The following is a 21726-nucleotide window of genomic DNA, read 5'->3' as shown; positions in this document are numbered from 1 at the left end:
TATCCCCGTACATTGTCGGCGCGCATCGCCATCGGCAGCATCCAAGATCAATCGCACGTCCGCAATCCGGACAACACCATCTCACCGCCACCCTCCAGCACAGGCACAATGACCCTCCCTCTGTTATAGTGGCAAACGGATACTTAAGCGGTTGAGTGAATGTATCCAAAAGGTTCCCCCTTCTGCTATGGAAGCATCGGAAAGCAACCGCACAACCCATACATCACCTTTGGAAGACCAAGGGATCAGCATGCAAGACATACCATATTTCTCTATTGTGGAACGGCTGGCGCACACGAATCCGGTAGGACAGTTGCCCGGACCGCTCTCCTACAAGCTGCTCGACCAGTTCACCATGCCGATGCTGCCCACAGAACCGCAATGCACGAACGTCATCGCCTGCATCTGATATTCGAATAACATGCCGGTCGTCACCGTCTAGCCACGGGCTTAGCCGACCCGCACAATCGCCAGCAGCGCTTTGTGGTCGCTGCCGTCCACTTTGACTGTGCGCACCTGTCCGGCCTGCATGCCGGAATCCAGTACGATATGGTCGATTCCGGCGAACGACGGCACGTAATCGACATTCGCAGGCCATGAGAATTTCAATCCCTCGCCGGCCTGACGGGAGGCGTCGGAGAAACGGTTTCCCAGAATGTTGCGGAACGGCGTATGGTCGTACGTCGCGTTGAAATCACCCATGAAAACGTACCGTCGGCTAGTGTCGAAACGTAGTTTCGCCAGTTCGTCGAGCGACCGCTTCCACTGCTGCCAGTAATCGTTCGTCGGCGACGTGGTATGCACGGATACGAAACGCACCTGCGTGGCTCCCCCATTGAACGAAACGGTGCCGCCCGGCATGAACGACGCGCTCGAATCGACATCGTCATCGGAAGGGTCGTCAAGCGGACTCGCCGACCAAAGGCCGTTGCCGTACACGCCGTCCGAACTCGACACCTGCGCATAGGGCAGATACGAGGCGATGCCGGCACGGTTCAGATCGTCCACGAAAGCGTCGGTCGTCTCCTGCAACGCAAGCACCTCGACGTGTTCGCTGCGCACCAGATCCACGATCTCACGCGCATCGGCGCGCCCTTTGTACACATTGCACGTCATCAGCCGCGCGTAGCCGTCATCCGTGTTGACGGTTTCGCCGGACGCCGCCGCGACTGCGGCACGTGGCAGTTTCGAAGGCTGGTAGAAGAACGGATACTGCCAGAACGCCTGCAACGCAATCGCCAGAACGGCCATCACGATGGACACCGTACGTTTGGAGACGATGGCGCAGACGAGCGCGATTACGGCGAGCAGCGTGAACCATGGCACTAGGGAGACGACGATCGGCATATACGGCAACGCCTGCAGTTCTTCCGGCAGAATGTGCGTGACAGTGCCCAGCAGCGCGGCGAGCGCGAATATGAAGGCAATCACCGCGCAGATGAAGTTGCGTACGCGATGCGTTTTCGTCTTATTCAGCGTGCGTAGCGGCTTGACCGGTCTCGTTGCGGCCGGTTTTGCTTTAGCCCGATTCGCTTTGGCCGACGCTTGCGATTTGCCCGTTGCCGGCCCTTGCGGCTGGCGTGTTTTTGCCTGAGCCATACCATTCCCTTGTTTTTTCGGAACGCACGTCCGCGACCATCCATGTCCGCCCGTGTCCGTTTATGTCCGTTCCGTTGATGTTCCGACGGTTTCCTTCACGCCTTCGGCTTAGTCGTCGAGGCCGAGCTCGTGGCGGATGCCGTCGATGATGATGCGGCTGGCGGTGGTGCCGCGTTCACGCGCGTTTTCCTGCAGCATCATTTTCAGATCGGATGGAATTTTGAAACTCATGAGCACACGTTCGCCGTTGCCGTTGCCATTGCCACGGCTGCGGGTGTCCTGCACGCTGGTCAGCGGAGCGGTGGACGCTGCCTTCGCACCACCGTTCGGTTTTCTAATGGCCATCAGGCGATCGCCTCCTCAAGTTCGAGATACACGTCTTCATACCCATTGAGATTGCTAGGAAATGCGTGGCCGACGACTTTCTGCATGCCCACGCGCTTGGGTACGGACGCGTCGAAGACGCTGGCGCCGCGTTCGCGGATGAGATTGACCGCGTTGCCGGCCAGCTTGTTGTTTTCCACTTTGAGCAGCAGCAGCGCGTACGGTTTGCCGGCCACGTCGAGGCTTTCCGCGGTTTCGAGCGCATGGCTCAGTTCGAATGGCCCCTGGGTGGCCGGAACGATGACGAAATCGGCCACATCGCAGGCCACATCCACCACGTTGCCGGCCGGCGGGCAGTCGATGATGACGAGTTCGTCATCCGCCATGGTTTTGCGCAGTCGTTTCAGTTTGCCGATATTGGCGGAGTCCACGGTGAACGGCAGGGTTTCGCCGGCGTCTTCGGCGTCGCCCGCCCATGTGGTGGCGTCGCCTTGCGGATCGGTGTCCAGCACGGACACGTTGCGGTTGTGCCGTGCGGCCGCGGTGGCCAACGCCATGGCGGTGGTGGTTTTGCCGCTGCCGCCCTTGAGGTTGATGACCGAGATGATCATGAAGGTTCCTCCGCTTCGACAATCAATTTATATAAGACGTATATACTTTTTATATATTGGATAGACGACAGTCACGCTGACGGCGTAACGGCATTGGCAATGTAAAAGATAGTGGCGACGCACTCTTGTCAGTTGCTTTGACAGATAACGAAAAATCCCGAGGAGCTCAGCTCAACTCGGGATTCGAAAAGAGTAAACGCGGCGACTTGCTACTCTCCCACACCCTCTCGAGTGCAGTACCATCGCCGTGCTAGGCCTTAGCTTCCGGGTTCGGAATGGGACCGGGCGTCTCACCTAGGCTATGATCACCGCAAGAAGAAATAATACGCGAACATGCGGCAATCGGCAAACTTCGGCGTGTCGCGCACTGCAATCGCGTTCCCCAATCGCCAATGATCGCCAGTAATCGCGCGAATGCCGGCAATCGCAATGCATATGCGCTACAGTCGAAGCAATGCCGCAACAATTGCGGCGTGCTTACGAAAGAAGGCCAGCAATGACGATCGCCTCCTGCGGTTCCGTTTCCGCAACCACTTTGGGTCTGCCGAATTCCACTGCGATTCCCGCCGAGAAGGCGAGGCTGCCGAAAGGCCTGTTCGTGGCGAAGATTCCGGTTTCCGCCAAAACAAAGCAGCGTTTGGCGAACGACATCGAATCAATCACCATGCTGTCGCTGCTGCAGGCGCGCAATATCGGACTCGCCGCCGGTACGCGCGTGCCGGAAATACTGGTGATCGGCCTGCGTTTGCACGAACCAAACGCCGCCGTTCCGACGGATATCGTCGAATTGATTGCGATGCAACGCAAGTCGGGCATGCTGTTCGTTTGCGTACGCGACGCCGATTTCGAGGGTACGACGCGTCAGGAGTGCGCGTTCGCCGTCCGTCGAGCGCTGCCGGCACGTGCCGGGCACACGACCACATCCAAGGTGTTCGCTTCCGATTGGCAGCCGGCCGGCGAGGCCACGCTGAACGCCACGGATCCGGCGGTCGATTCCATGGACGCCTTGTGGGAGTCGCTATGCTCGCAGGTGATTCTGGACGACCCCTCCCCCATCGACGTGAACACGCGTCTTGCCCGACGCATGCAGATTGCACAGCTCACCGCGCAGGTCGACAAGCTCACCCGCGACCATCAGCGTGCCAAGAATCCCGAACAACGCAATGAAATCTACGCGAAACTGCACAAGACGAAGCGCCAGTTGGAGGAACTGCAAGGGCAGTAATACCGCCGTAATACAAAGCTCGGCTGCAATCGTTACGATTACCGAGATTCCAGTAATTGCAACAATTACAGCCGAGCCGTAAGCGAGGTTTGGCAACGTGGCCAAAGCGCGCTCTCAACAACGCGCCACAGCCGCGAAGCCGCTAGAAACCAAGCCTTGTGCGGCCGAACTGGTCGAGCCAGCGCAGAATCGCACCTTCTCGCAGCGCCCACGGGCAGATTTCGATTTCTTTGACGTCCAGTGCCTTCATAATCTCATCGATCACCAGGCCACCGCCGACGATCTGATACGTACGTTCCGGCGTGACGCCCGGCAATGCGGTGCGCTGGTCCGGGGCGATGGCCGCAAGACGCGGTAGCCAATCCTCGAGCTGGTCGATCGTCATAATCGACGTGTCCACACGGCCCGGTTGGCGCATCACCGCACCGGCGAGACGGGCCAGGGAGCGAATCGTCTTCGACGTGCCCACGGCATGCATCGGATGCTTCGATTTGGGGAACGACTTGACCATTGGCTCGAGGATCTTGCGGATGTTCTTGCGGGCAGCTTCCAGATCGTCATCATCCGCGACGCCGCTTTCCGGCAGGAACTCGCGCGTCACGCGGCCAGCTCCGGCAGGAACGGACAGCGCGACGGTCGGGTCCTCGTCGGAGCCCATGGCCACTTCGAGCGAGCCGCCGCCGATGTCGATGACGAGCAGACGACCGGCATCCCAGCCATACCAACGGCGGGCGGCCAGGAAGGTGAGTCGGGCCTCATCCACGCCGGACAGCACGGTGACCGGCTGGCCGATGGCCTCTTCAATCTTGCGTAGGATCTTGCCTCCGTTCGGCGCTTCGCGTAGTGCGGAAGTGGCCAGGACCAGCAGCTGGGTGATTTCGTATTCTTCGGCGAGTTTCATCGCCTTTTCAACCGCGCTAAGCAAGGCTTCGGTGCCCGCTTTTTTGATGCTGCCGTCATCTTTGAGATACTGCATCAGGCGAATGGTGCTTTTGGTGCTGGCCTCGGGCTCGGGGCGCGCGCCCGGAGCCGCGTCGACGATGAGCATGTGGACGGTGTTCGAACCAATATCAAGCACGCCAAGTCGGGTGGCGTGCGAATGCAATGTAACCATGGTTCACAGCATAATAGTTTAAACGTTTCACCTATTGCGCGACATGCCTTGACAACATTTGCAAATATGACGGTGCCCACCCTCGGAAAGGAGGGTGGGCATCCAATGATCACAATACGGGAAACGATTGCATCGGCGTGAAAAATCGCGCTTCAGGCATATGTTTCAGCCGAGTACCTCAGCCACGCACTTTGGCTACGAAATCGCCAAGCCGATTCAAACCTTCACGCAACGCCTCACGAGAGGCAGCATACGACAAACGCACGTGCGTGTCCGCGGTGGCCTCGCCGAAATCGCGGCCAGGCGTCAACGCGATATGCGCTTCCTTCAGCGCACGCTCGCAGAACGTCCACGCGTCCAAACCGGTGCTGGAAATGTTGAAATACGCGTAGAACGCGCCGTTCGGTTCGACTTCCAGCGGTAGACCGATCTCGGCCAGACCGTCCACCACAATGCGGCGGCGCTCCAGCAGTTCCTGACGGCGTTCCTCGCACACGGCCAGCGTTTCCGGCGTGAAGCAGGCGAGCGCCGCATGCTGGGTCGGCGTGTGCGCGCACAGGAAGAAGTTGGTGGCGAGGTCGTCCATGGCTTCGAGCGCGTATTCGGGCACGACCATCCAGCCGAGCCTCCAGCCGGTCATGCCGAAGAACTTGGAGAAGCTGGAGCAGACGATGGCGTCCGGATCGCAGGCCAGCACGGATTTCACGTCGGATCCGTCCGGTTCGCGGTCGGCCAGGTCGAGGTAGGTTTCGTCGACGATGCGCCATGCGCCACGCTCACGGGCTAGGTCGCACACGGCTTTCAGGGTGTCGAAGGCGATGGTGGTGCCGGTCGGGTTGGACGGCGAAGTGATCATGACGGCCTTGGTGCGGTCCGTCCAGTATTCTTTGCACAGTTCCGGCGTCAGGTGGAATCGGGTGGCGGCGGACGTCGGCACGTCCACGACTTTGCCGCCGAACGCGCGTACCAGCTCGCGGTTGCACGGGTAGGACGGGTCTGCGATGAGCACTTCGTCGTCATCGTTGACCGTCAGCGCGGCGGACAGCAGCAGTGCCGTCGAACCGCCCGCGGTAATCGCGATGCGTTTCGGGTCGACGTCGACGTGGTGACGTTCCTTATAGAAATCGGAAATCGCCTGGCGCAGTTCCGGCAGGCCCATCGCCGCGGTGTACGGCAGCGGACGGCCGTCATACTGTTCGCGCATGGCGTCACGGACGGCCGGAGGAGCGCCGAAGTCCGGCTCACCGAGGCTCAGCTTGACCACATCGGTGCCGTTGGCGATCATCTCATCGGCCATGGCTCCGAACACCATGGCACGGAACGGATTGGCAATCTGCGCGCGCTTCGACAACTGCGGCTGCGCGCCATTCTCAACATTTCCCATATTCCTGTTTTTACCACGTTTCGTACAACGCCGCCTGCCGACTGTCATTTCCCGGAATCGTCCGCCTTTCCGGAATCGTCCACGATTTCGCGGTAAAGACGTTCCAACCGTTCGTCGCGCACTTTCTTGCCGAGCTCGCATTCCCAGACCACGATGACTTTCCAGCCGTCCGCTTCGAGTTCGGCGCGCTGCCTCGCGTCTCGTTCGTGATTGCGCAGCAGTTTGGCGGTCCAGAATTCCACGTTCGATTTCGGGATACGCGCGGATTTTGGGCATCCTTCGTGCATGTGCCAGAAGCAGCCGTTGACGAATATGATCGTACGGTATTTCGGTAGTACCACGTCCGGGTGGCCTGGGTATCGCTTGTCGTTTTTGCGGAATCGCAAGCCTTTGGCAAACAGAAAGCTACGTACCATCCGTTCGATGGATGTGTCTTTGCCGCGGATGTGGGACATGGTGTAGCTGCGCGTGCCCCGCTCGTATTTTTCGGGTTTGCCGGTTTTTCTAGGTTTGCCGGTTTTCTTGGGTTTGCCGGTTTTTCCGGGTTTGGCTGTCTGCCTGCGATGCTCTGCCGTCACGGCTTCCCATTATGGCAAAAGGGCCGATCAATCGTTTTCGCATAACGCGTGCCGCCGTCGCATGTGGCGTACGCTGGTCATTGCAACGTAGCAAACAGGCAGTTCAAAACAAGGAGATTTCATGGCACAGATCAATGTCGCGATTCTCGGTGCGGGTCGTATCGCGCAGAGCATGGCCGAAACGTTGGTGAAAATGGCGGCGGATGACCGGTACCGTGATCTGGTCGCACCGTACGCGGTGGCGGCCCGCGACGGCGAGCGCGCAGCGGCGTTCGCGGCGAAATACGGTTTTCCGGTGTCGTACGGATCGTATGAGGAGCTTGTCGCCGATCCGAACGTGAATCTTGTGTATATCGCCACTCCGCATAACTTCCATGCCGAGCAGGCGATTTTGTGCATGCGCGCCGGCAAGGGCGTGCTGGTGGAGAAGGCGTTCGGCGCGAACACGCAGCAGGCGCGTGAGATATTGGACGTTTCGGATGAGACCGGCATGCTGTGCACGGAGGCGATTTGGACGCGGTATATGCCGTCGCGTGGCATGATCGACGATATCATCGCGTCCGGCGTGATCGGCGAGGTGCAGGCGATCGACGCGAATCTGTGCTATCCGACCACCGCGAAGGCGCGTATCACCGATCCTGCGCTGGCTGGCGGCGCGCTGCTGGATGTCGGCGTGTATCCAATCAATTTCATCGACATGATCATGCATAATGCGCCGATCGCACGTGTTGAATCGTCGATGCAACCGTATGAAACCGGCGTGGACGCGCACAATTCGATGACGTTCTATTACCAGAATGGTGTGATGGCCACCGCGCAAAGCTCGATTCTGTGCCATTCGGACCGTATGGGCGCGGTGTGGGGCACGGAGGGGTATCTCACGTGCCAGAACATCAACAATGTCGAGGCGATTGACGTGTTCGACGGCTCGCATGCCGTCACCGCGCATTATGACGTTCCCGAACAGTTGACCGGCTACGAGTATGAGGTGGCATCGGCCGCACAGGCCATGCTGGACGGGCGTACCGAATGCGATGAGATGCCGCATTCCGACACGTTGCGCATCATGGAGCTCATGGATTCGTTGCGCGCGGATTGGGGTCTTAAGTACCCGTTCGAAGCGTAGCGATGCGATCGATGACGTGGGCGTGACGCGCTCCGCCCACGTTATAATTGCCCCTTGCGGCGGTTTGGAAACGCATGGAAGGAGCGTCATGGGATTGCTGAGGATGCTGAAGTACGTGCTGGGCACGGAAGATGAGACGCAGCAGCCCCGGCAAACGCAATCCTCTGCCAAGAATGCCAACAACGCCAAGCCTGCGCGGACCGGACAGACCAAGCAGACGGGACAGGTTGCGCGACGAGTCACGCAACCGCAACTGCAACCGCATGCCACGCCGCAACGTCAATCGCAACGCCGTCAATCGCAGCAACATCAATCGCAACGGCCTGCAAAGCTCACCCCGCAACCGCTGTTGCCAGCCGACCGCATCGACAAAGCGCGTGACATCATCGGCAATATCGAAAAGCACGAATTGAGCGACGAGCAGATCAGCGCGATCGCCGGCGCCGGCCATAACACCCTCGTGCTCGCGGGCGCGGGAACCGGCAAAACCACCACCATCGTCGGCTACATCGCATGGCTGCTCGCCACCAAGCGCGCCACCCCCGAAGAGATTCTCGTGCTGTCGTTCACCAAGGCGTCCGCGGACGAAATGTCGCAACGCATCATGGCAAGCACCGGCAAGACGATCCGCGCCTGCACATTCCACAGTCTCGGCCTGGAAATCTGCCGCGCATCCACCATCGCCGGCCGGCCCATCATCGACGGCCATGCGTCGAACGCCGTGGTACGAGACACGTTTGACCGGCTGCTCGCACAGAACATCCCCTACCGTCTGCTCGCATTCAAGCTCATGTCGAAGGAGCTGTTCGGCAAGTATGGCGCCGCCGCGAAACGTGAGGATTTCCAACTGCCGACGGATGATTACAATTTCAACCAATATCGGCAGAACCTCATTGAAAACGCGCAGACCATCATCCAGCACATGCGGCAGAACAATATCGGCATCGACGGCATGCGCGCGCTCAATGAGAGGCGCGGCGGCAAACATATCGGCCGTAATCGTGAGATGCTGCAGCTCGTCGAACCGCTGTACAACGCGTATGTCGGCAATTTCCGCGCGACCCAGGGCATCGATTTTCCCGGCATGATCACCGACGCCATTCGCTGCGTAAGGCGCGGCGCATACCGCCACCCGTACAAATACGTGCTCATCGACGAGTATCAGGACATGTCGCGGCCACGTTACGAGCTGATCCGCGCACTCCGCGAGCAGCATGATTTCACGCTGTTCTGCGTGGGCGACGACTGGCAGTCGATCTACCGCTTCGCAGGCGGCGACATCCATCTGATTCTCGATTTCGCCGATATTTGGCGCGATTGGGGGCCGACACGCATGTTCCAGATCACGACGACGCGACGGTTCCGGCAGAGCCTCATCGATGCGAGCGGCGCGTTCGTCATGCAGGACAAAAGCCTGTACGCCAAGCAATTGCGCAATCCGAGCGACAAGAAGGATTATTCGCTGAAGGCGCTTGGCGGCGCGACGCAGGAGGAGCGGTTCGATGCGATCGTCGAGCAGTTGCGCAAACTGCCGAAAGCCGCGTCGGTGCTGATGCTGGGACGCTACCGAAGCGACCTGAACCTGCTGTCGCGCAACGACCGCGACGGGCTGTTCCAAATCGACGAGCATACCGGCGGCATCGTTTTTCCGGAAAAACCGGACATGGACATCAAATTCATGACCGCGCACGCTTCCAAGGGTCTGCAACGCGATTTCGTTTTTCTGCTGTGCTGTTCCGGCGGTTTGAAGGGTTTCCCAAGCGCGATTCCGGAAGAGCCGCTGCTCGGCCTGCTGCTGCCGGAAGTGGAACGCATGCCGCACGCGGAGGAACGCCGGCTGTTTTACGTGGCGATGACGCGTTGCAAAAAGAAGCTGTTTTTCGTGGTGGACCAGTCGCGTCCGTCGCGTTTCATGTACGAATTGCACGACAGGATCTGTCCGAACATCTTCCGTGGCGTGAAGCTGCCGCCGCAATGCCCGAATTGCGGTGAGGCATTGCGATTGCGGCACACCGGCTCCGACCCGTCCCGCGCGTTTTACGGGTGCACCGGTTTCCCCAACTGCCGATACACCAGGCCATGCAAGTGACACCATTGGGACTGATTTCCATCGCGTAAGTTGCTCCCCATTCGGGCCTGGCGTAATCTCCCCCGTTGTATCCTGGACCTGTTCATTAGTCAGGAGAAAGCAATGACGGCAACCGACCAGAATCCGCAACAGTCAGCGCAACCGACACCGCGCAAAACCATTAACGTCGTCGGCGCGGCTATCGTCAAAGACGGCAAGGTGCTGTGCGCGCAACGCGGAGAAGGCCGATCACTGGCTGGTTTCTGGGAGTTTCCGGGCGGCAAGATCGAACCGCATGAAACGGCGCGTCAGGCATTGCATCGCGAAATCGAAGAAGAGTTGCTGTGCGAGGTCGAAGTTGCCAACGAAGTGTGCACGTCTTCTTACGATTACGATTTCGGTACCGTCGTGCTCACGTCGTTTGTGTGCCATTTGATAAGCGGCGCACCCCATCTGACCGAGCATCATGAGATTCGTTGGGTAGCGCCCGCCGAAATGCCCACTTTGGACTGGGCGCCCGCCGACCGAGAAGCGGTGCGATTGATCTCCGCCATGGATTTTCCGGCTTTTCCGGCAGCCACGCACGAAAGTGACGACTGATGATGCGCAATATGGACGACCATGACCATTCCTCCCTTGTTGAGGCGCTGCTATCCGGTTTCATCAACAAAAAGGACAATGTCGACGCACAGTACGAGCCGACGTTGATCGCCAACCATGACGGTCGGACCATGGAATACGCCATCAAGGACGAACTGCAACGCAGTCAGGATTTCGACATGTCCGTCGCATTCGTCAGCCAGGGCGCGTTGCAGGTGCTTAAGCAGTATTTCCTTGATTTCGCCGACAACAATGACCATCAGGCCGGTCGAATCATCACGTCGACGTTCAATTATTTCAACTCTCCCAAAGCATTCAGGGAACTGCTGAAACTTCAGCGGGAAACCGGCATTCAAGTGCAAGTTTGGCAGCCGGAGCGGTCCAGCCGAAACGATGACGATGCCACAGCCGCCTACCCTTATCATCCCAAAGGCTATGTTTTCCATCATGCGCAAGGCGACGAGCCGCTGTATTCCACGTATGTCGGCAGTTCGAATCTCACCATCAACGCGCTGAATTCCAATCGCGAGTGGAATCTCAAAGTCGCCACCACCGATACCAGCGGTCTTGCCGAACAGCTTAGCGAGGAAATCGAATCGCAAATCAGCGAATCGAAGCCGCTCACCGACGCTTGGCTGAAACTGTACGAGGAAGACTTCAAAAAGTACGCGCCGCAACGGCCGAATCGCAAGCCGATCGAAAAAACAAGCCAATCGCAAACCATTCAGCCGAACGCCATGCAGGTGGAAGCGCTGATGAATCTCGCACAGCTACGCAAGCAGGGCGAAAGCCGTGCGATCATCGTTTCCGCTACCGGCACCGGCAAAACGTATCTGTCAGCGTTCGACGTGCGGCAGGTCAAACCGAATCGCATGCTGTACATCGCGCAACAGGAGCAGATCCTCAAGAAAGCTGAAGAATCGTTCCAAAAAGTGCTTGGATGCCCGAAAAGCGAACTCGGCCTGTTTTCGGGTGGCAGCAAGGAATCGGATCGCAAATACGTGTTCGCCACCGTGCAGACGATGTCGCGTCCGGAAACGCTTGCACAATTCGACGCAGACGAGTTCGATTACATTCTCGTCGACGAAGTGCATCATGCGGCCGCCGAATCGTATAAACGCGTCATCGACCATTTCCAGCCGAATTTCATGCTCGGCATGACCGCGACGCCGGAACGTACGGACGGTGCGAACATCTTCGAATTATTCGGCAACAACGTGGCCTACGAAATCCGCCTGCAGAAGGCGCTTGAAGAGGACATGCTCTGCCCGTTCCACTATTACGGGGTGCACGAATACATTCAGGACGCGCCCGACGAGAAGATCGCCGGCAAAGACGTCAAGGTCGAGTCAATGACCGACCAGGAACGTAACGAGCTAAGCCGTTGGCTTGAAGAACTCGCCGACCCGAACCGCGTGCGCTACATCATCGACAAGATACAGATCTACAGCGAGGCCGGAACACCCGTGCAAGGTCTGGTGTTCTGCAGCCGACGCGAGGAAGCGAAACGACTGTCCGACCTGTTCAACCAGCAGATGAACCAGCAGGCGGAACGGCCATACCGCACGAAAGCCATCACCGGCGAAAATTCGCAGATGGAACGCGACACTGCCGTGGCACAGTTGGAGAACGGCGAATTGGACTATATTTTCACCGTCGACCTGTTCAATGAAGGCGTGGATATTCCACACGTCAATCAGATCGTGATGTTGCGTCAAACGAAGTCGAGCATCATTTTCACGCAGCAGCTCGGCCGTGGTTTGCGCAAGGCAAGCGGCAAGGATTGCGTGGTCGTCATTGATTTCATCGGCAATTACGCGAATAATTATCTGATTCCGATCGCACTGTACGGCAATACCGGCGACCGCGACGTAGCCCGTAAGAATCTGCAACGCGAAACCATCGGCGTCTCGTCCATCAGCTTCGACAAAATCGCCCGCGAGCGCGTGCTTGCCTCGCTTGACACCGCCGATTTGTCGAATATGAAATTGCTGAGCCAGCAGTACCAGCAGATGCGGTACGAATTGGGACACATCCCGATGCTGATGGATTTCGCGCGCCGTGACGCGTCGCTCGTGTTCACGATGGCTGCGAAGAATGACGATTATCTGTCGTTCGTGCGTTCCCGTGAGAAGAGCCTGTCGCGCGGCAAGAACGCAACCGTTTCGTATCTTGAACAGCTTGAATCGACTTCGGATGCGCACAATGGTGTGCTGAAAATGTTGACCGCCACGCAATTGCGCGGCTTGCGTCCGCACGAATTGTTGGTTTTGGCGGCATTGTGCGGTATGGATTGGCAGCGGATCGATCCGGATTGTTCCGAGGATGCGCTGACTGCGCTTCGTGAGGTCGCTTCACAGCATGCGATCACGATCGTCGATTTGCAGACGTTGTTGACTGCGCTGTTCCCCGATGCGGACAGTAACGAGTTGCAATGCCGTTCCGCGTTCGCCACGTTGGATTATTCCTATTTCATCGCCGCGAACAGCAAACGTTTCGGGCAGACTCCTTTGGTGCGCCTCTGCGATGATGGGGCTTATCGGTTGACCGACGAGTTCCGCTCGATGCTTGAACAGACCACTTTCCGCACGTTCTTCACGGATACCGTCGAAGCCGGTCTGTTCAACGCGTTGGCGTTGGCGGAATCGTCCCGCAAGCATCATATCCGCCAGAATCATGGGTTCCTGTATGGAGAAAAGTACAGTGTGTTCGATGTGATGCGACTGTGTGGTTGGCCTGCGGAACAGGTGCCGCAGAATGTCGGCGGATACAAATTGGACACCGAAACCGGCTCACTCCCGATTTTCATTAAATATGAGGCGAGCCAGTATGGCGACCGGTTCCTTAATCCCGGCGAGATCGAATGGTTCAGCAAGAACAATCGTTCGCTTAGATCAAACGAATTCCGGTGGCTGTTGAACGGAACAGAACATACTCCGGAATGGCAGAATCGCCATTTTGTGCCGGTTTTCATCCGTCGTAAAGCCGAGGAGCAGGAGAAATCCTATTACTTCGTCGGTAACGCGGTCGCATTGGACGACGTACGCGCGTCGGTGAACCCCGGCGAGGATGGCAGCGAGTCAAAGGTGGTCATTTCCACACTCAAGCTCGACAAACCGGTCGATCCGGAACTCTACCGCCACCTCACCGGCAAGTCCGCGCTGTAATCCGCGACCTTCTGACACCTATCTCGCTTATAGATGGCGGATTTGGATCACTGACACATGCCATCTCGCTTATGGATGGCGGTTCCAACAGCAAAAACGAAGTTTGGGGGTATGAATCATACCCCCAAACAAGCGATTTACTTCAGTACACCGCCATCCATAAGCGAGATACCAGCAGACGCATATGAAAATCCGCCATCCATAAGCGAGATAGCCCCGCAATCACTCCAGCCACACATCGAAACATATAAAAGCGGCTTGTGTATATACGTTGTATGTACAGCATATATATGCAAGCCGTCCGAGCTGAAAGTAGCCGAAACTACGGAAGGTCACTCACCGACCGTCGGCGTAGCCACCCATGTCGGGCCCATCGAAACCGCCGTCGAAGCCAGGGCCGTCAGGACCCGGGCCGAATCCCGGACCAGCAGGACCACCCGGACCACCCAGGAATTCGCGCGCCGACATGCCGTTCTCTCTACGGGAGGCATCCACTGCTTCCTGCAGCACCTTGCGAACTTCGAATCCGTTCAGCACGTTCTTCAATGCCACCACACCATTGCCGGACGACTGATCGCGCGTATCCAGCACAATCGTGCCCATGCCGAAGATGCGCTGCAGGAATGTACGTTCCACGCTGATATCCACGATGCGGAACAGTTTGATCAAGTTGAAACTCTCGTTCAGAATGCCGGTTTTGACGCTCAGCTCACGGTCGGTAAGTGTGTACACGGTGAACGTGAACGGCGTACGGCACCAATTGCGCTTGCGCTGCCGCCACAGGACATTGCCGCTTGCAACCTTCATATGGTTCCCCCTTTTCATCAGAGGCCTAACTGGAATGGCCGCCCTATGCGGCACAGCACACCATTCTACCGTCACGCTCGCACGAACACCGTTTTATCTATCGCACAGCGCAGACGTTTCACACACTGTTTCACACGTCGTTCCGTGTAGGGAAAAGAGACACTTCACAGCACGCGCAGCAGCTTACGCAGCAACTCGCGCCGCATCCGTCACGTCGCGCACGATAACGCAAACACAGGCAAGCGCCGCTTCCGCGGCATTGGCACCAATCAGCACCACACCGTCAAATCAGTTGTAGCCCTTCACTTCGCGGAAGATGCCGCTCAAATTGCCGTTGCGTCCGTCGAACACCTTGCCGTTGGACAGCTTGGCCAAATCGTTGAGCTGCTGCGAATCCGCGTCGCCGAACATGATGGAGAAAACCGGAACGCCTTTGCCATCGGACGCATACTGCTGCTTGAACTCGTCAAGCTTCGCCGTGTCCGACTGCCCGTCGGTCAGCAGCGCGATCGCCACCGTGTAATCGTCGCGGTCGGACGGCAGATTCTTCAACGCGACTTCCAGCGCATTGTAGATGTCCGCATTGCCATTTGCCACCTGATTTTCGCTGGCGGCCAGCAAGGTCGCGGTTTGCTTGCCTTGCGCGACCTGCGCCACTTTCGCGCTGCTGTTGAAGGGGATGAACACGTTGACGTCGTCATCGCCCGGCTCGATATGCGAGGCGCGTGCCTGATCGGTGTCGAGGGCCGCCTGCAAACCGGCCACGGCACCGCTTTTGCCCTTGCCTGACATCGATCCGGAATAATCCACCACCCACAAGGTGTAAGCGGGCTTGCGCAGGACGGTCTGATACTGGTCGAGCGCCTGTTCGATGATGTCGGAGGATGGCATGGTGATGGTTTTCAGCACCGATGAATCCGATTTGACGCCCCATTCCTTACGGAACGAATCCTTCACCTTCGCATCTTTGGCATACGCCAGCGTGCCGTCCGAACCGGTTCTACGACCCGCCTGTTCGAACAGTTTCTTGGAATCCTTCGACGTGATCGACTTGCTGAATCGCTTGAACGCATCCTCTTTGTCCTGCCTGCGATCCACGTAAGCAAGCGGCGAATCGGAAATCGCGATGCCGTCGGACGGATAGACGGCCAGCAGCGGCTCCTTGTTCTTCGCCGTCAACGCCTTGTCCGCCTGGATGACGAGCGATTCGTAGTTCACCATGGAATCGTTCGTATCCGGGTCGTTGACGACCATGTCCTTCAGCCAGTCGGACGAGCCGGATGAACGATTGACGCCCGACAGTACGGTTTTCACGGACTTACGTAATGAAGCATCGTTCAAATCGTCTTTGGTGAGTGCCGACTTACCGCCGTTCAGCGCCGTCAGAAACGCCATGTACGCCGACGCTCCGGAATTCGATTGCGTGGCGGACGTCATAGCGAACGACAGCTTCTTGGCCTTCACCGCATCCATAATGTCCTTCGTGGACACCGGCTTCGTTGTACCGTCCGTATTCGCCCAGCCGAGTTCCTCAGCCTTGCTTTGCTTCACGCCGAACACCACCGGCGTGGTGGACGTGGAGACCTGGTCCTTGACGACGTGCTTGATATCCCCCATGGTGATCCACATGCTGCTGGCCGGCCAGACCGCATCGTAATCCCTGCCCGCGTGATGGCCTTTGTTGCGCAGCGCGTCCATAACGTCCAACGACCCCATGTAGTCGACGGTCACTGACACTTTCGATTGTTTGGCCGCCTGTTCGATGGCCCCGCTCACTTCCTTGTTTTCGGAGCCGGAGGCGATGCGGATGGAATCTTTGGCACCGTCCACGGAATATGTCGCGGTTGTGCCGCTGTTCGAATCGCCGTCCGACGTCGCATTGGAAGCGCTGTTCGTCGAACCGCATCCCGTGAACAGACCTACGATCAAAGCGATGACCCCAGCCGCCGCACCAAGTTTGCGTGCGTTCATCTTGTGTTGGCCCTCCGTTCATATTGCGCCAAAAACCGTTCAGCGCACCCGGAAAACATTTCCGAATGCGCTGAAAACATGTTCTGTTATGTGCGATTGATTATAGTCCGATTTTACCGAACGGCCATTTTGCCGTCTCATTTTCGTCATTATTTTCGTTTCCCCCTCATTCCGCCCTTTCCGCTCTCTTCCACAGACGTAGCCGACGCCGCCTATACTTGGTGCGGCTACTTGTTGCGGCACAATCGCAACTATGCAATCACAGGCATCGCAACGGAAAGGTGGGCGCATGGGCAGCTTCAATCGCAGGCAGGAAGCCGACGATCTCACCGACTACGTCAATAACGGATGGCTCAGTTCCGCCGAATTCGACGGGCCGACTTTCCTGTGGAATCATCTCATCCGCGAAGCAAGCCAGGAGGATGCCGCGCAACGCAACGATGTGCCGGTCGCCAATCTTTCCGACGCGGACGTGGTCATCAACATGCCCATGCAATGGTATTTCGACGCCCTCGCCTCCATGGTGCCCACCGCGGAACGTACCGATACGGGCGTGGAGATTCCACGCATCGATATGCCGACGTTTTCGATCGATTCGCAGGCGCTGTCCGGCGTGGACGCGGTGGTCGGCAACGCGGTGATCAGCACGCGATGGCTTGACGCGGTCGGCAATCTCGCCAAAGCTGTGGAGATGACCGCAAGGTTCGTCGGCAATGTGGCCGACCGTGACAACGAGGGTTTCGACTACCTGAAAGATCTGATTCAGACCGTACGCGTGTACATGGATGCCGTGGCCTGCAACGCCGATCCGATGACGGGCGAGCAGGCGTTGCGCATGATCACGCAGGTGGCGTGCAATGAGGATTTCCGGCTCAACGCCATGCAGATGGTGGAGCTGCTGTCTTGCGGACTGTCGTTCGCGCAATGGGATGATACGCGCATGTTCGCCTATGACGCGTTGAACAAGGGCATTGCCGCGATGCGTGATTTCGCAGCGAAGTCCGGTAATGGCGATGCGAGCAGCACTACTGGCGACACTATGAACAGCGTCGGCAGTATCGACAGTGATGTTACGGGCGATACGGGTGCACGCGACGCCACCGCAACGCAATCTCACAACCTCCGTGATACGTCCTCTGACGCGGACAATGCGCATAGCACGAATAGTACAGACGCTGCGGACGGCGCGGATACCGCGAACTCGATCACGCATTCCACGGGCGCTGCCGGCGATTCCACTACCGGCGGTTCACCTACCCTCTCCCCCGAGGAACTGAACGATCTCGCCATGCTTGACCCATCATTCCTGTCCAAACAGCAGCTTGCGCAGACCGCGCAAAACCAGTTCGACCATGCCGTGCAGTTCCTGCGGCACGATCTGATGCGGATCAGTGGCGATGCCGAGGAGGCCGATCGTTTCCTGCGCGACAACCATACGTCCGAGCCGCTTGCCGACGCGTACGCGGCGCGGCTGATCGCTGCCGAACGGTGGCAGGATCTGCTGAATTTCGTCGATCTGGTGGAGCGTGACGCACCGAACCAGTGCACGGTCATGTTCCCCGAGGAAGTGGTGCCGTACGAATGGGAGTCGATTCGTGAGGCCGCTTTGGAGGCGTTGGGCCGCGGCGGAGAACTGGTCGCGATGTATCAGGAGCGGTTGGATGACACGTACGATCCCAACACCGAGCTCAATCGTATGAAGCTTCAGGCGTGGACTCAAGCCAAGGAATAGGCGGCGCACGGCTCAGCGCATCCGCCGCCAGTTCCTCATCTATCGCAGGCTTCCACTCTCATTCCCATCAGTATTTCCACCATCGCTTCCACAACTGACGCGCAACGTGGCCAATTGGAACGGATGCAGGCTCAGCATCGCTCCTTGCGCCGTTCTTGCCACGGACGGATCACCGTCGGCAAAAGCCGCGGGCAATTCGGCATCCAGCCGCGCATCCTCCATAATGGAACACTCGCGTACCGTGGCCTTCCCCAAAGCGGCGTTGACGGCAAGTCTCGCATGGGCTTCGCCGCCGACCGCCTCATAAACGCGCAGTATCAGATCTCCGGAACCGTCATCGGCAAGCTTGACCCAGTCAAGCACCATGACGCCATCCACCGGGTTGAGCTGCGCCAGCGGATCGAACGCCGGCACGGCAGGCAGCACGGCCGCGTTGAGACGGTTCGCCTCGTCAAGCACAGCCGGCATACTGGCATCCGCCACAACGTTCCACGCGAACTCATGCACGCCCTTGTCAGTGTTCGGATCGGGGTATAGCGGGGACGACAGCAACGAAAGTCGAATCATCGTGCCACGCACCGGCCCGGAAGCCGTGTTCCGGTGAATCGGCGAAACGTCGGAACCGTAGGTGCTGGCGTTGACGACCGCAGCCGCATAGCCGGCATCGGCGACGCGTACGAACCGGTGCGTGCAGCTTTCGTATTTCGCCTCGTCGGAACGTGTGTTCTTCTGAATGGGCCGTTCCACCATGCCGTACTGGCATTCGTACTGCGCCCGGTCGGCCTGGATAGCCATGGGAATGTCGACTTTGAGGAATCGTTCGGATGCCCGCCAATCCACTTTGGTCCGGAATTCAAGGCTTTTCGACTTTGCCCGCAATGTAATGCAGGCATCGATGGACACCCCGTCGGTGGTGCTGGACACGTGCACGGTGGCTCCGCCGCGTTTTGTCTCCGTCACTCGTTCCACATGCGAGTCATCGATGCCTTCGGCGCTGAGGAAGGCATCGCGCTGGATGTCCCATGCGTCCCACTCGTATGGCTCGTCGCGGAGAAGCTCGTAATGCCCGATTCCACTGCCGTCGGGCACCAGTTCGTGTCCATTATCAAGGTCGATCAGTGAACGGACCGTACCGTCTGGTGCGATGATGGCACGTAGCAAACCGTTGTCAAGTATGATTCGACCGTCGTCGCATGTCGTTGCGATGGTGGATTCATCGGCGACCGCGTCGGTGCCGTTCGCGTCATCATCCTGCGTTCCCACTGCCGCGGTGCGAGCAATCCACGAATCGCCATTCTTTGCCGTATATGGGACGATGGCCGCGTTCGATCGCATGTCGGCATCATCCCGCACCGATGCGATGGAAGCACCCGCTTCAGCGGCGATATCACGCAGTCTTGCGATGTCGCGCACGTAGTCCGCACGCGCCTGCCGATGCACCCATGCGATCGCCGATCCGGGAAGAATGTCGTGGAATTGGTTCAGCCCCATTCGAAGGAATGGTGGGGGAATTTCGTGGTGTCGTTCCATGAGATCTTCTGTGTGAGGAACCATTCGAAACCGGCACGACGTGCGATTTGCGGCCATGCCCCGCAATAACCGAAACTGTCGGGAAGCCACAGTCCTTTTGGTTCCACGCCAAGATGCTCACGGAAGTAACGCATGCCGAACGTGATCTGGCGGATCAGCGACTCACCTGTGGACAGCATGTTATCGGATTCGACCCACATTCCGCCGACGGGAATGAATCGTCCTTCCTTGATGCGCTGCAGCATGCGCGCGAACAGGTCTGGATGTTCCTGTTCCAGCCACGCATACTGTTGGGCGGAACTCATCGCGTACGTGAAATCCGGATCCTCGTCCATCAGGGCAAGCACGTTGGACACCGTGCGGGCCACTTTACGGTGGGTTTCGCGCACGGGTCACAGCCATGCGGAATCGATATGCGCATGGCCGACCGCGACATGATGGATGACGCTGGAATATGCGGGTTCGGATAATACCCCGGCAAGCTTTTCCTTGGCTGGCTCCAGAGTTCCGGCGATATCACGCTCGTCATATGTGTTGAGTGATCGTTGCAGCGCTTTGGCCAGCTGCCAATATCGAGGATCATCATCCTTGAGTTCCCTCATCAGCGAGGTGACGGTTTCCAAGTCCATCAGATAGTCGAACACGTTTTGGTTGAAAGCGCACACGTCCATTGTGGTGAGCACATAGTCGGATGGACGACCGTCGGCACGCTCCCCCAGATTCATCGGCGCGAATGGCAGGTCAGCTTCGACCGGTGGATTCGATGCGGCCTCGACATATACCGTGAAACGACCGGCATCGTCAAGCTCCACATTCGCCACGCCATTGGCATCGATAAGCGGAATCCAGCAATTGTCTGGATTCACCGCTTTGATGACGCTGCCGTCAGGGCGATAGCATAATCCTTCCGCTTGGAAGCCCGGGCCACGATGTCGTTTCCATCCCAGATCTACAACCAGTTCGACGGCTCTGCCTTTGACCGACTCACGGTCGATACGTCCACGAACCTCGAACCATGTGGTACCCCATATCGTGCCCCAGGCACCAGGAACCATGAAGTCGAGAAAATCCACTTTGTTTTCCCTGACACGGGCAAGAAAGTCGGCGCTCTGTTCGGGTTCGCCTTCATTGGCGAAAAGCGCGTAACTGACAATGCGATAATGTTTCGTGCACATATGGCACAAGTCGTTGCCGCATCACTCGATCGGCACGTCTGAGTTGCTGATCTGGAAGAAGAAACATAGCTATCCCCTTGGCACATGATTCCTATGGTGTATCCATGGTGCCACAGCACAATCTCAAATCAAAAAACATCAAAGAGAAAAGTGGTTCTCAAAGCGGACATCCGGTGGAGACTCCGGATAAGGACCTTCGATGAGCCCGAAAGGCGTTGCCGGGAGGTCCGGGAGGTGATGAAAAAACGGGGGTTCCTGGAGCGACGCCCGCCGGGAAGCCCGGAAAAAGAGCATGAAAAATGGGCCTCCCGGGAGCCAAAGGCTCGACCGGGAGGCCCGATACGTGTGAAGCGGCGGCGTGCTACTCTCCCACACCCTCTCGAGTGCAGTACCATCGCCGCGCCTGGCCTTAGCTACCGGGTTCGGAATGGGACCGGGCGTCTCACCAGGGCTATGACCACCGCAAATCTAACGGCCACGGCAAGGAAACCAAAGGAATCCAAACCGGCATGTCACCGGTGGCGGTTTGGGAACCGGCTAGCGGACGCGAGGCAAACGCCTATCGTTTAAATCGTATTCGTGACCACCAAGCGCTCATTGTCGCCTGGGACCGAAGCACAGGAAAGACGCGGAACCAACCCTCCACAAGAGGATCGGAATTGTTGTGTCGCCGTCGCCCGTTAGTACCGGTCGGCTCCACCCCTCACGGGGCTTC

Annotated in this window: 15 protein-coding genes, 2 rRNA genes and 1 pseudogene; 7 read left to right on the top strand and 11 right to left on the bottom strand. The window is 58.2% G+C overall.

The annotated features are described in order from the left end of the window. Nucleotides 1-250 precede the first annotated feature (250 nt). A complete protein-coding gene (locus KSX58_RS10335) occupies nucleotides 251-409 on the top strand; it encodes a hypothetical protein (protein ID WP_227561794.1) in 159 nt (52 codons plus the stop codon). A gap of 41 nt (nucleotides 410-450) precedes the next feature. On the opposite strand, the gene KSX58_RS01590 is transcribed toward KSX58_RS10335, so the two are convergent. From KSX58_RS01590 to rrf (KSX58_RS01575), 4 genes are all read right to left on the bottom strand, one after another. Continuing rightward, complete coding sequence (locus KSX58_RS01590) at nucleotides 451-1599, bottom strand: endonuclease/exonuclease/phosphatase family protein (RefSeq protein ID WP_021913180.1); 1149 nt, start codon at nucleotides 1597-1599, stop codon at nucleotides 451-453. Nucleotides 1600-1707: 108 nt separating this feature from the next. Further along, entirely contained in the window at nucleotides 1708-1944 is a 237-nt protein-coding gene (locus KSX58_RS01585; RefSeq protein WP_003811128.1) for a hypothetical protein, read from the bottom strand. Beyond that, on the bottom strand, nucleotides 1944-2534 hold the full coding sequence (locus tag KSX58_RS01580) for an AAA family ATPase (protein ID WP_021913178.1): 591 nt from the start codon (nucleotides 2532-2534) through the stop codon (nucleotides 1944-1946). The genes KSX58_RS01585 and KSX58_RS01580 overlap by 1 nt, the downstream gene beginning before the upstream one ends. Before the next feature lie 196 nt (nucleotides 2535-2730). Beyond that, a 5S ribosomal RNA gene (rrf, locus tag KSX58_RS01575) occupies nucleotides 2731-2847 on the bottom strand. Between the two features lie 183 nt (nucleotides 2848-3030). On the opposite strand from rrf (KSX58_RS01575), the gene KSX58_RS01570 reads away from it, so the two are divergent. Beyond that, nucleotides 3031-3759 (top strand): DUF4391 domain-containing protein, encoded by a 729-nt coding sequence (locus tag KSX58_RS01570; protein WP_021913138.1) that lies wholly within the window; start codon nucleotides 3031-3033, stop codon nucleotides 3757-3759. Nucleotides 3760-3901: 142 nt separating this feature from the next. Here the strand turns inward: KSX58_RS01570 and KSX58_RS01565 are convergent, their stop codons facing one another. The 3 genes from KSX58_RS01565 to KSX58_RS01555 form a co-directional block, all read right to left on the bottom strand. Then, nucleotides 3902-4873 (bottom strand): Ppx/GppA phosphatase family protein, encoded by a 972-nt coding sequence (locus KSX58_RS01565; RefSeq protein ID WP_003811134.1) that lies wholly within the window; start codon nucleotides 4871-4873, stop codon nucleotides 3902-3904. 178 nt (nucleotides 4874-5051) lie between these two features. Beyond that, entirely contained in the window at nucleotides 5052-6257 is a 1206-nt protein-coding gene (locus KSX58_RS01560; protein WP_038445214.1) for an aminotransferase class I/II-fold pyridoxal phosphate-dependent enzyme, read from the bottom strand. A gap of 44 nt (nucleotides 6258-6301) precedes the next feature. Then, on the bottom strand, nucleotides 6302-6835 hold the full coding sequence (locus tag KSX58_RS01555) for a DNA mismatch endonuclease Vsr (protein WP_217752028.1): 534 nt from the start codon (nucleotides 6833-6835) through the stop codon (nucleotides 6302-6304). A 121-nt stretch (nucleotides 6836-6956) separates the two neighbouring features. Between KSX58_RS01555 and KSX58_RS01550 the strand changes: the two genes are divergently transcribed. From KSX58_RS01550 to KSX58_RS01535, 4 genes are all read left to right on the top strand, one after another. After that, nucleotides 6957-7961 carry a Gfo/Idh/MocA family protein gene (locus KSX58_RS01550; RefSeq protein ID WP_195229716.1) on the top strand — a complete coding sequence of 335 codons (1005 nt, stop codon included), beginning with the start codon at nucleotides 6957-6959 and terminating at the stop codon, nucleotides 7959-7961. Nucleotides 7962-8049: 88 nt separating this feature from the next. Beyond that, entirely contained in the window at nucleotides 8050-10050 is a 2001-nt protein-coding gene (locus KSX58_RS01545) for a UvrD-helicase domain-containing protein (protein ID WP_254882463.1), read from the top strand. A gap of 102 nt (nucleotides 10051-10152) precedes the next feature. After that, nucleotides 10153-10629, top strand: a complete 477-nt coding sequence (locus tag KSX58_RS01540; RefSeq protein WP_021913130.1) for a (deoxy)nucleoside triphosphate pyrophosphohydrolase — start codon at nucleotides 10153-10155, stop codon at nucleotides 10627-10629. 11 nt (nucleotides 10630-10640) lie between these two features. Continuing rightward, on the top strand, nucleotides 10641-13796 hold the full coding sequence (locus tag KSX58_RS01535; protein WP_254882462.1) for a DEAD/DEAH box helicase: 3156 nt from the start codon (nucleotides 10641-10643) through the stop codon (nucleotides 13794-13796). A 336-nt stretch (nucleotides 13797-14132) separates the two neighbouring features. On the opposite strand, the gene KSX58_RS01530 is transcribed toward KSX58_RS01535, so the two are convergent. Both KSX58_RS01530 and KSX58_RS01525 read right to left on the bottom strand, forming a co-directional pair. Further along, a complete protein-coding gene (locus tag KSX58_RS01530; RefSeq protein WP_217752025.1) occupies nucleotides 14133-14603 on the bottom strand; it encodes a PH domain-containing protein in 471 nt (156 codons plus the stop codon). A gap of 288 nt (nucleotides 14604-14891) precedes the next feature. Continuing rightward, a complete protein-coding gene (locus KSX58_RS01525) occupies nucleotides 14892-16574 on the bottom strand; it encodes a VWA domain-containing protein (RefSeq protein WP_085407833.1) in 1683 nt (560 codons plus the stop codon). A 289-nt stretch (nucleotides 16575-16863) separates the two neighbouring features. Here KSX58_RS01525 and KSX58_RS10330 point away from each other — a divergent pair, with 289 nt between their 5' ends. Then, nucleotides 16864-18306: a hypothetical protein gene (locus KSX58_RS10330; protein WP_003811161.1), complete on the top strand. Its 1443-nt coding sequence runs from the start codon at nucleotides 16864-16866 to the stop codon at nucleotides 18304-18306. 39 nt (nucleotides 18307-18345) lie between these two features. On the opposite strand, the pseudogene KSX58_RS01510 reads toward KSX58_RS10330, so the two are convergent. Together KSX58_RS01510 and rrf (KSX58_RS01505) are read right to left on the bottom strand one after the other, a co-directional pair. Beyond that, nucleotides 18346-21078: pseudogene (locus KSX58_RS01510) on the bottom strand (alpha-mannosidase). Between the two features lie 281 nt (nucleotides 21079-21359). Next, nucleotides 21360-21476 (bottom strand): 5S ribosomal RNA (gene rrf, locus KSX58_RS01505). Nucleotides 21477-21726: the final 250 nt, after the last annotated feature.

The sequence above is a fragment of the Bifidobacterium sp. MSK.17.10 genome, assembly GCF_019129655.1.
Classification (GTDB): Bacteria; Actinomycetota; Actinomycetes; order Actinomycetales; family Bifidobacteriaceae; genus Bifidobacterium; species Bifidobacterium adolescentis.
This window is presented reverse-complemented; position numbering and strand designations above follow the sequence as displayed.